The 9919-nt window shown below is 68.9% G+C and carries 9 protein-coding genes and 1 riboswitch; of the genes, 1 reads left to right on the plus strand and 8 read right to left on the minus strand.

Going from position 1 to position 9919, the window contains the following annotated elements; translation table 11 throughout:
- Positions 1 to 101: 101 nt before the first annotated feature.
- The 6 genes from ACFC79_RS14365 to ACFC79_RS14390 all read right to left on the minus strand — a co-directional run bounded on the left by ACFC79_RS14365 (position 102) and on the right by ACFC79_RS14390 (position 7276).
- The gene (locus tag ACFC79_RS14365) at positions 102 to 1517 is read right to left on the minus strand and encodes an aminotransferase class V-fold PLP-dependent enzyme (protein ID WP_376239537.1); all 1416 of its coding nucleotides are present in this window, start codon (positions 1515 to 1517) and stop codon (positions 102 to 104) included.
- Between the two features lie 176 nt (positions 1518 to 1693).
- Positions 1694 to 1811: riboswitch (SAM riboswitch) on the minus strand.
- Between the two features lie 83 nt (positions 1812 to 1894).
- Positions 1895 to 2959, minus strand: coding sequence for an anthranilate phosphoribosyltransferase (gene trpD / locus ACFC79_RS14370; protein WP_376239539.1), 1065 nt, complete (start codon positions 2957 to 2959; stop codon positions 1895 to 1897).
- A gap of 129 nt (positions 2960 to 3088) precedes the next feature.
- Entirely contained in the window at positions 3089 to 4738 is a 1650-nt protein-coding gene (locus ACFC79_RS14375) for a cytochrome bc complex cytochrome b subunit (RefSeq protein WP_376239541.1), read from the minus strand.
- Positions 4735 to 5787, minus strand: a complete 1053-nt coding sequence (locus ACFC79_RS14380) for a Rieske 2Fe-2S domain-containing protein (RefSeq protein WP_376239543.1) — start codon at positions 5785 to 5787, stop codon at positions 4735 to 4737. Before ACFC79_RS14380 ends, ACFC79_RS14375 begins: the two co-directional genes overlap by 4 nt.
- On the minus strand, positions 5784 to 6593 hold the full coding sequence (locus tag ACFC79_RS14385; protein WP_376239545.1) for a c-type cytochrome: 810 nt from the start codon (positions 6591 to 6593) through the stop codon (positions 5784 to 5786). Before ACFC79_RS14385 ends, ACFC79_RS14380 begins: the two co-directional genes overlap by 4 nt.
- 62 nt (positions 6594 to 6655) lie before the next feature.
- Positions 6656 to 7276 (minus strand): heme-copper oxidase subunit III, encoded by a 621-nt coding sequence (locus tag ACFC79_RS14390; RefSeq protein WP_376239547.1) that lies wholly within the window; start codon positions 7274 to 7276, stop codon positions 6656 to 6658.
- 187 nt (positions 7277 to 7463) lie between these two features.
- Here ACFC79_RS14390 and ACFC79_RS14395 point away from each other — a divergent pair, with 187 nt between their 5' ends.
- Entirely contained in the window at positions 7464 to 7865 is a 402-nt protein-coding gene (locus tag ACFC79_RS14395) for a hypothetical protein (protein ID WP_376239550.1), read from the plus strand.
- 105 nt (positions 7866 to 7970) lie between these two features.
- Here the strand turns inward: ACFC79_RS14395 and ACFC79_RS14400 are convergent, their stop codons facing one another.
- Together ACFC79_RS14400 and ACFC79_RS14405 are read right to left on the minus strand one after the other, a co-directional pair.
- Positions 7971 to 9224, minus strand: a complete 1254-nt coding sequence (locus ACFC79_RS14400) for an Ig-like domain-containing protein (RefSeq protein ID WP_376239552.1) — start codon at positions 9222 to 9224, stop codon at positions 7971 to 7973.
- A 126-nt stretch (positions 9225 to 9350) separates the two neighbouring features.
- The gene (locus ACFC79_RS14405) at positions 9351 to 9749 is read right to left on the minus strand and encodes a cytochrome c oxidase subunit 4 (RefSeq protein WP_376239555.1); all 399 of its coding nucleotides are present in this window, start codon (positions 9747 to 9749) and stop codon (positions 9351 to 9353) included.
- Between the last annotated feature and the right edge of the window lie 170 nt (positions 9750 to 9919).

The following is a 9919-nucleotide window of genomic DNA, read 5'->3' on the forward strand; positions in this document are numbered from 1 at the left end:
GGGCCGCCCCAAAACCCCGGGCCCTGCCGCCTGTGGGGGCGGGGCCCCGGTGGGGGGGGGGGGGGGGGCCCGCCCCCCCCCCCCCCCCGCGACCTGACGGGTCAGAGCTGCGCCTCGCCCCGGTCCGGGACGCAGCGGCCGCCCTCGGTGCGGTACTTCCACTGGGCGCCCTTGCTCACCAGCTCCTTGACCGCGCGGACGAAGCGCTCGATGTGCTCGTCCGGCGTGCCGGCGCCGAAGCTCACCCGAATCGCGTTCAAGGAGCTCTCCCCCGGCTCGGCCTCGGGCGCACCGCACTCGCCGACCTCCTGCGGGTCGCTGCCCAACAGGGTGCGGACCAGCGGGTGGGCGCAGAACAGCCCGTCGCGGACCCCGATGCCGTACTCGGCGGAGAGCGCAGCGGCGAAGTGCGAGCTGTTCCAGCCCTCCACCACGAACGAGATGACACCGACCCGCGGGGCGTCGTCGCCGAACAGTGACAGCACCTCGACCTCGGGAACGTCCGCGAGACCGGCCCGGACCGCGGCGACCAGGTGCTGCTCCCGGGCGACCAGACCGTCGAAGCCCGCCTCGGTGAGCGCCCTGCACGCGGAGGCGATGGAGTACACACCGATGACGTTGGGGGAACCGGCCTCGTGCCGGGCGGCGGTGGTGTGCCACTCGACATCCACCCCGCCGTCGGCGCGGCGGGAGACCTTGCGCGAGGCGCCTCCGCCGGCCAGGTACGGCTCGGCGCCCCGGAGCCAGTCCGCCCGGCCCGCGAGCACGCCCGAACCGAACGGCGCGTAGAGCTTGTGCCCGGAGAAGGCGACCCAGTCGACGTCCAGGTCGGTGATGTCGACCGGGTGGTGCGGGGCGAGTTGCGCCGCGTCCAGCACGATCCGGGCGCCGTGCGCGTGCGCGGCGGCGGCGAGTTCCTTGACCGGCCACAGCTCTCCGGTGACGTTGGAGGCGCCGGTGACGCAGACCAGCGCGGGGCCGAGGGGGCCTCCCCCGCTCGAACGGAGCTGAGAGCTTGGGGAAGGTTCGCGGTCGGCGAGCGCCCGCTCCAGCGTCTCGACGGCCTGGGCCGGGGTGCGCGGGGCGTTGAGGTACGTCACCCGGGCGTCGCGCCACGGCAGCAGCGAGGCGTGGTGCTCGGTCTCGTAGACGAAGACCTCGCAGTCGGCGGGGATCACGGCCGCCAGCAGGTTGAGCGAGTCGGTGGTCGAGCGGGTGAAGACCACCTGGTCGTCGGCGCGGCAGCCGAGGAACTCCGCGACCGTCGCCCGGCTGTTCTCGAACAGGTCCGTGGACAGCTGCGAGAGGTACCCGGCGCCGCGGTGGACGCTGCCGTAGTACGGGGCGTACGCGGCCACGTCGTCCCAGACCCGCCGGAGCGCCGGGGCGCTGGCGGCGTAGTCGAGGGCCGCGTAGGCGACTTCACCGCCGGTGACCAGCGGAACCGTTACATCTTCTCCCAGAACCGGCAGAGGGGCACAAAGCGACTGGTCGGCGGCAGCGGTGAGGACAGACATGGCGAACTCCCGTAAGAGGCAGGCGAATCGCACGCGCCGGCGGATACGCCACGGCGCGGCGGAAAGACGTGAAGAGAGGTGCGGAGAAGGGCCGGAAAGCCCTATCGCATTCGCGTGCTCACAAGAGGCTCCCTAGGGACCAGGACCCCGGGGGCTGGCATTCACTGATGCCGAGGGGCCCGCGCTTGCCGCGGGCCTCGCTGCCCACGGCCTGGTCTTCACCCGGGGCACCCCGCCACGGACGGAGGGTTGCCGGACAGCGGGCCGGGGCCGTAGTCGCTGTCACTCATGACCTGTCCAGCATCTTGCCATACGTCCGCGAACGCGCAAGACGCGGTCCGCGATGCGGACCGCGCCCTGCGTCACATTCCTTGCGTTCAGGCGTTGCTGGCCGCCACCCAGCGCTCCAGCGCCGCGCGGGCCGCCCCGGAGTCGATGGACTCGGCCGCCCTCGCGACCCCGGCGGCGAGCTGCTCGTTCAGCGTGCCGTCCGTGGGGTCCAGGGCGACCAGGGCCGCCGCCGAGTTGAGCAGCACGGCCTCGCGTACCGGTCCCGGCTCGCCGGCCAGCACCCGCCGGGCCACGTCCGCGTTGTACGCGGCGTCGGCACCGCGCAGCGCCTGTGCCGGGACCAGCTCCAGACCGATGTCGCGCGGATCGAACCGCTCCTCGCGCACCTCGCCGTCCCGCACCACCCAGACCTGCGAGGTGGCCGTCGTCGTCAGCTCGTCGAGCCCGTCGTCGCCGCGGAAGACCAGCGCCGAGTTGCCGCGCGCGGCGAGGACTCCGGCCACGATGGGCGCCATCCTCAGGTCGGCCACGCCGACGGCCTGCGCGCGCACCCGGGCCGGGTTGGTGAGCGGCCCCAGGATGTTGAACGTGGTCTGGGCGCCGAGCTCCTTGCGCGCCCGGGCGGCGTACCGCAGGGCGGGGTGGAACTTCACCGCGAAGCAGAAGGTGATGCCGGCTTCCTCGGCTACCTCGACGACGCGCTCGGCGCCGAGGTCCAGGTTGACGCCGAGCTTCTCCAGCACGTCGGAGGAGCCGCTGGCCGAGGAGGAGGCGCGGTTGCCGTGCTTGACGACCTTGGCGCCGGTGCCCGCGATGACGATCGCGGACATCGTGGAGATGTTGACCGTCTTGGCGAGGTCGCCGCCGGTGCCGACGATGTCGACGGTGCGGCCGGGGACGTGGATGGTGCGGGCGTGTTCGTACATCGCGCGCACCAGGCCGGACACCTCGTCGACCGTCTCGCCCTTGGCACGCAGCGCCACCGCGAATCCGGCGATCTGCACGTCGGTCGCCTCGCCGCTCATGATGCGGTCCATCGCCCACGCGGTGTCGTCCGCGCCCAGGTCCTCGCCGCGCAGCAACGGGTTCAGCACGCCGGGCCAGGAACGGTCCGCCACGCTGTCGCCGCCGATCGGGGTCACAACGTTCATGGTCCGCTCCTGGGGTCCACAGCCGAAAAAAAAGGGGGGTCGACTCCCACCCTATCGAGCACCGGGGACAGCGAGGAGCCCCGTCCATCGGATGGACGGGGCTCCTGCTGTGGCGATCAGTTCAGGCGATCAGTGGTGACCGTGGCCGCTGGTGATCTCCTTGTACTCCTCGGCGGTGGGCTTGGCGATCTGGCCGTCCTCGCCGTAGTAGCTCTTGCTGAGCCTGGCGCGCAGCTTCTGCAGCGCGGACACCTTGCGCTCGACACCGTTCTTGTCGACCGTCGGGCCGATCTCGACCGGCTGGTACTGGTCGTGCGCGGTGAGCGTGTGCAGCTTCTCCGGGCCGAGCGGCTCGTGGATCTCGACGAACTCACCGTGCGGCAGGCGCTTGATGATGCCGGACTCGCGCCCGTGCAGCACCTTCTCCTTGTCGCGGCGCTGGAGGCCGAGGCAGATCCGCCGGGTGACGATGAACGCGATGACCGGGCCCGCGAAGATGAAGATCCGGATGAACCAGGAAATGGCGTTGATCGACAGGTGGAAGTGCGTGGCCCACAGGTCGTTGCCACCGCCGATGAAGACGATGACGTACACGGTGATCCAGGCGACGCCGAAGGCCGTCCGGGTCGGGGCGTTGCGCGGGCGGTCCAGCAGGTGGTGCTCACGCTTGTCACCGGTGACCCAGGACTCGAGGAACGGGTAGACCGCGATGACCCCGAGCACCAGTCCGAAGACCATCAGCGGGATGAACACACCCAGGACGAGCGTGTGACCCCAGAGGTTGACCTCCCAGCCGGGCATCACACGGATCAGACCCTCGGCGAAGCCCATGTACCAGTCGGGCTGGGCGCCGGTGGACACCTGGTCCGGCCGGTAGGGGCCGATGGACCAGACGGGGTTGATCGTGGCGATGGCCGAGATGATGGCGATGATGCCGAAGACCAGGAAGAAGAAGCCACCGGCCTTCGCCATGTACACCGGCATGAGCGGCATGCCGACGACGTTCTTCTGGGTGCGTCCCGGACCCGCGAACTGCGTGTGCTTGTGGTAGACGACGAGGATCATGTGCGCCACCACGAGACCGAGCATGATGCCCGGCAGCAGCAGGATGTGGATCGAGTAGAACCGGCCGACGAAGTCGTGGCCCGGGAACTCTCCGCCGAACAGGAACATCGAGATGTAGGTGCCGACGATCGGCATCGACAGGATCGCGCCCTGGGTGAAGCGGATACCCGTACCGGACAGCAGGTCGTCCGGGAGCGAGTAGCCGGTGAAACCGGTGAACATGCCCAGCACGAACAGCAGGAAGCCGAACAGCCAGTTGATCTCACGCGGCTTGCGGAACGCACCCGTGAAGAAGACGCGCATCATGTGCACGAACATGCCGGCCAGGAAGATCAGCGCGGCCCAGTGGTGGATCTGGCGGACCAGGAGACCACCGCGGACGTCGAAGCTGATGTCCAGTGTCGAGGCGTACGCCTCGGACATCTTGATGCCCTGCATCGGCTCGTACGAGCCGTGGTACACGACCTCGTTCATGCTCGGGTGGAAGAACAGCGTCAGGTACACACCCGTGAGGATGATGATGATGAAGCTGTAGAGGGCGACTTCCCCGAGCATGAAGGACCAGTGGTCCGGGAAGATCTTGCGCATGTTGGCCTTGGCCAGGCTGTAGATCCCGAGCCGGCCGTCCGCCCAGTCGGCCACCCGCTCGCCGGCGGGCGCCTTGCGATTGCCCGGCGCGGCGGCACCGGGTGTGTTCGTGGTCGCAGTACTCATCCGCGCTCCCAGAATGCAGGACCGACGGGCTCTTCGAAGTCGCCGAGCGCTTCGAGGTTGCCCTCGCTGTTCACGCCGATCCGCAGCTGCGGAAGGGCGTGACCGGCCGGACCGAAGATGACGCGGGCGCCGTCGGAGAGGTCGAAGGTGGACTGGTGGCACGGGCAGAGCACGTGATGCGTCTGCTGCTCGTACAGGCTGATCGGGCAGCCGACGTGGGTGCAGATCTTGGAGAAGGCGACGATTCCCTCGTGCGCCCACTCGCGCTCGCGCTTGTCCTTGATGTCCGCCGGGTGGATCCGGACGATCATCAGCGCGGCCTTGGCGATCTGGTTGTTGAAGTCCTCCGCGTCCTCCGTCAGGCCCTCGGGCATGGCGAAGGTCAGCGAACCGACGATGACGTCCTCGGGACGCAGCGGCTGCATCGTGTTCATGTTGATGAGCTGCTTGCCCTTGCCCCACAGGGTGTTGCGGAGCTTCTTCTCCGGCAGCGGACCGAGGTCGCGCAGCAGCACCACACCGGAGAGCGGCACCAGCGCCAGCGCACCGAACATGGTGTTGCGGATCAGCTTGCGCCGACCGAGCGCGGACTCCTGGGCACCGGCCGCGAAGTCCGCCAGGACCTTCGCCTTGACCTCGGGCGTCGCCTCGATGGCGTGCCGGTCGTCGGCGACCTCCACGTCGGACATCAGGGTGCGCGCCCAGTGGACGGCCCCGGCGCCGATCGTGAAGAGCGCCACGCCCAGGGTCAGACCCAGGGAGAAGTTGAGCGCGCTCACATGGCCGAACGGCCAGATGTACACGATCTTGTCGACCGGGAAGATGACGTACGAGGCGATGAAGCCGACCGTCGCCAGCATCGACAGCGTGAACAGCAGCGCGACGGTGCGCTCGGAGCGCTTCGCCGCCCGCTCGTCGATGTCCTGGATGCGCGGCTTGTGGGCCGGCAGCCCCGGGTCGGCGAACGGGTCGTCCGCGACCTGTACCGCGTCGTGCGCGGTTTCCTGCACGGTGGGCAGGTTCTCGTCTGGAATCTCTTGGCTACTCATGACTTCTTGGCCTTAGCGGTGTGGGCCGCGACCCAAACGGCGAGTGCGATCAGTGCGCCGAGCCCGAAGATCCACGCGAACAGACCTTCGCTGACCGGGCCCAGGCCGCCCAGCGAGAGACCGCCGGGGCTCGGGGTGTCATCGCTGTTGACAGCCTTGACGTACGCGATGATGTCCCGCTTCTGCTGCTCGGGCATCGTCGAGTCCGGGAAGGACGGCATGTTCTGCGGGCCGGTCTGCATGGCCTCGTAGAGGTGCTTCGGCGACACGCCCTCAAGGCTGGGCGCGTACTTGCCGTTCGTCAGCGCACCGCCCTGGCCGGTGAGGTTGTGGCACTGCGCGCAGTTGGTGCGGAACAGCTCGCCGCCCTTGGCGGCATCCGCGCCGGCCGGGTCGTACTGCTGCTTGGTCGGCGTGATCGGACCGGCTCCGAGGGACGCGACGTACGCCGCGAGCTGGTCGATCTCGGCCTGGCTGTAGATGACCTTCTTCTTCGGGACCTGGGCACCCGGCTGCTGCGCCGGCATGCGGCCCGTGCCGACCTGGAAGTCGACGGCGGCGGAACCCACGCCGACCAGGGGCGGCCCGTCGGTGGTGCCCTGACCGCCGGTCCCGTGGCAGCTGGCGCAACCGACGGTGTACAGCTTCTTGCCCTCGTCGATGGCGAGGGACTGGGCGGTGTCGTCGGCCTGCGCCTTACTCGCGGGCGCGAACGCGGCGTACAGCCCCCCAGTGGCCGCCAGCGCGAGGAGTAGTACGACGACCGCCGCCAACGGATGGCGTCGTCGTGCGGAGAGCTTTTTCACGGATTACCCCGGTGTCAGGATCTTCTGCGTCGATGCTGGATGGTGTTCGGGTGCGAGCCCGGTTACTTGATCATGTAGATCGTGGCGAAGAGGCCGATCCACACGACATCGACGAAGTGCCAGTAGTAGGACACGACGATGGCGGCGGTCGCCTGTTCGTGGGTGAACCTCTTGGCTGCGTATGTCCTGCCCAGGACGAGCAGGAAGGCGATGAGTCCGCCTGTCACGTGCAGCCCGTGGAAGCCGGTCGTCAGGTAGAACACCGAGCCGTACGGGTCGGAGGACAGCGAGAGGCCGTCCTTCTTCACCAGCTCGGTGTACTCGAAGATCTGGCCTCCGATGAAGATTGCACCCATCACGAAAGTGATCACGAACCAGGTGCGGAGCTTCTTCACGTCGCCGCGCTCGGCGGCGAAGACGCCGAGCTGGCAGGTGAGGGAGGAGAGCACAAGGATCGTGGTGTTCGTGGCCGAGAACGGGAAGTTCAGGGCCGAGGCCATTTCCTTCCAGTGCTCCGGTCCGGTCACCGATCGCAGGGTGAAGTACATCGCGAAGAGGGCCGCGAAGAACATCAGCTCGGAACTCAGCCAGATGATGGTTCCGACGCTGGTGAGGTTCGGTCGATTGACCGACGGGTGCGCGTGCCCGGTTTCTACTGTCGTTGCTGTCGCCACGACCGACATTATGTCGGTCCCTTATCCCGCCCTCACTCCGGGGGGTGCCGTTCGGTGTGTCAACCGGGTGTGCCTGCCCCGAACAGCCCATGAAACCGCTGTCCGGGGCCGTGCTGACAGGCCATCGGGCGGAGTACGATCCGCGCATCGGTTCATGCCCGGAAAGCCCCGAAGACACAGATGTCACGGAGGAACAATGCAGCCGACCGCCACGGTCCTGGTCTACAGCGACGACGCCAACACCCGTGAGCAGGTGAGGCTGGCAGCCGGGCGCAGGCCCGCGGCCGACGTGCCGCCGGTGGAGTTCCTGGAGTGCGCCACCCTGCCCGCCGTCCTGGAGGCCCTGGACAACGGCGGCATCGACGTCTGCGTACTGGACGGCGAGACGGCCCCCGCGGGCGGCATGGGCGTCTGCCGGCAGATCAAGGACGAGATCTTCCGCTGCCCGCCCGTGCTGCTGCTGATCGGACGCCCGCAGGACGCCTGGCTGGCCACCTGGAGCCGCGCGGACGCCGCGGTGACCCTGCCGGTCGAACCCGTCGAGTTCGCCGACGCCCTGGCGGCCCTGCTGCGCAGCAGGCACTGCGTGGACGCCTGAGAGCCTGCCGGGTGGCCCGCCGGCCGGGCGGGGCCACCCGGTGCGCTCCGGGCCCCGCCGCCGGGCCGGCCGTCCTCCCGGAGGGCGGTGCGCTCCCGGAACGGGTCAGACCTCGGGGCGCAGCCGCGCCGCCTGAATCGTGTCCGTGCGTTCCGGGTCGCCGTTGTTCCGCAGCGCGCTGCCCGTCTGCCACTTGGCCCAGGACAGGTTCCAGTCCCCGTAGCCGTTGTCGAACGGCGTCATCGTCTCGCCCTGGCTGCCGACGACCTTCACGATGTCGCCCTCGCGCACGGTGTTGAAGAACCACTCGGCCAGGCCGGTGGCCATGCCCGTGCAGCCGTGGCTGACGTTGGCGTATCCCTGTGACCCGGTGGACCAGGGGGCCGCGTGCACGTACTCGCCGCTCCAGGTGACGCGCGTCGCGTAGTAGACCTGCAGATCGTACGAGTCGTCCGAATCCGACGAGATGCCGATCGTCTCGCCGCGCATCCGTACGGAGTACTCCTTGCTCAGCACGACCTTGACGCCGTTTCGGGTCGCGAAGCCGGGCTTGCCGGTGGTCACCGGAATGGTGTTGATCACTTTCCCGTTGCGCTTGACGGTCATGGTGTGCGCGGCGGCGTCGGTGATGGCCTCGACACGGTCGCCCGTGGTGAGCTTCAGCGCCTTCGTGGGAGCCCCGTACAGGGTGTCGGTGACCTTGATGCCCGCCAGGCCGCTGGTGACGTCGATGGTGGCCCTGGCGGGCCAGTAGTCCTTCGGGCGGTAGTGCAGGGTCTTGTCGTCGACCCAGTACCAGGATCCGACGACGGCGGGCGTGGAGCGGACGCGCAGGGCACGCTCCACGACGGCCCTGGCCGCCTTGTCCTTGACCGGGGCACTCAGTTGCGCGGTGATGGGCTGTCCCACGCCGTAGGTGCCCGCCTGCGGGCCGAAGGCGACCTTCAGGAACTTCTTGGCGGTGCCGGTCTCGAAGGAGAGCGTACGGCTGCCGGGGTCGCCGTCGCCGTCCTCCATGCGGACGCGCACGGTGTAGCGGGTGCCGGCGGCGAGCGGGGAGGTGGAGTGCCAGCGCTTCCCGTCGGCGTCGAGTTCGCCCGCCAGGTGGCGCCCGGTCGTGTCGACGGCCGTCACGTCGGTGAGCCGACCGTCGTCCTTGACGCCGACTTCGAGCGGACGGTCGGAGTCGACCTTCGTGTCTCCGTCGGGGAGGTTGGAGGAGATCTCGTCCGCCGCGTCGTACGGCTGCGCCGCGAGCGGGTGGCCGCCGGACCCCCCGCAGGCGACCGCGCCTGCGACCAGGGTCACGACCAGCAGAGTGCAGCTCACTACGGGGCGGATGCGCGGCGTGTGGTCCATGAACACACGTTATGGAGATTCATCCCTATCAGCGCGCCATGTGCGCGCAAACGGGGGGCCCGTACCTCTTTTGGTGGAGAGGTACGGGCCCCCGTCAGGTGGAGCGGGTGAAGCGGTGACGCGAGGTCACTGGGTGCGGTTCTCGCCGTGGTAGTACTCGAAGACCCAGCCGAACAGGCCGATGAGGATCACCGGGGCCGAGAAGTAGAGCAGCCACCAGCCGAAGATGATGCCCAGGAAGGCCATGGAACCGCCGATCGCCAGCGCGAGCGGCTGCCAGCTGTGCGGGGAGAAGAAGCCCACCTCGCCGGCCTCGTCCGCGATGTCGGCTTCCTTGTTGTCCTGGGCCATGTCGTCGACCCGCTTGGCCGTGAAGGCCAGGTAGAAGCCGATCATGATGCTCAGGCCGAAGGCCAGGAAGAGCGCGGTGGTTCCGGCCGGCTCCTTCGACCACACACCGTAGGTGATGGCCATGGCGAGCATGAAGACGCTCAGCCAGATGAACATCTTGCCCTGGATCTTCACTTGCCCGCCTCCTTGCCGCCGGCGAGGGCCTTGTCCGCCTCGGGGTGCTCAAGCTGTTCGAGCGCCGCGATCTCCGGGTGGTGCAGGTCGAAGGCCGGGGATTCGGAACGGATCCGCGGCAGCGTGAGGAAGTTGTGCCGCGGCGGCGGGCAGGAGGTGGCCCACTCCAG

It is taken from the genome of Streptomyces sp. NPDC056061 (assembly GCF_042266885.1).
In the GTDB taxonomy this organism is placed as follows: domain Bacteria; phylum Actinomycetota; class Actinomycetes; order Streptomycetales; family Streptomycetaceae; genus Streptomyces.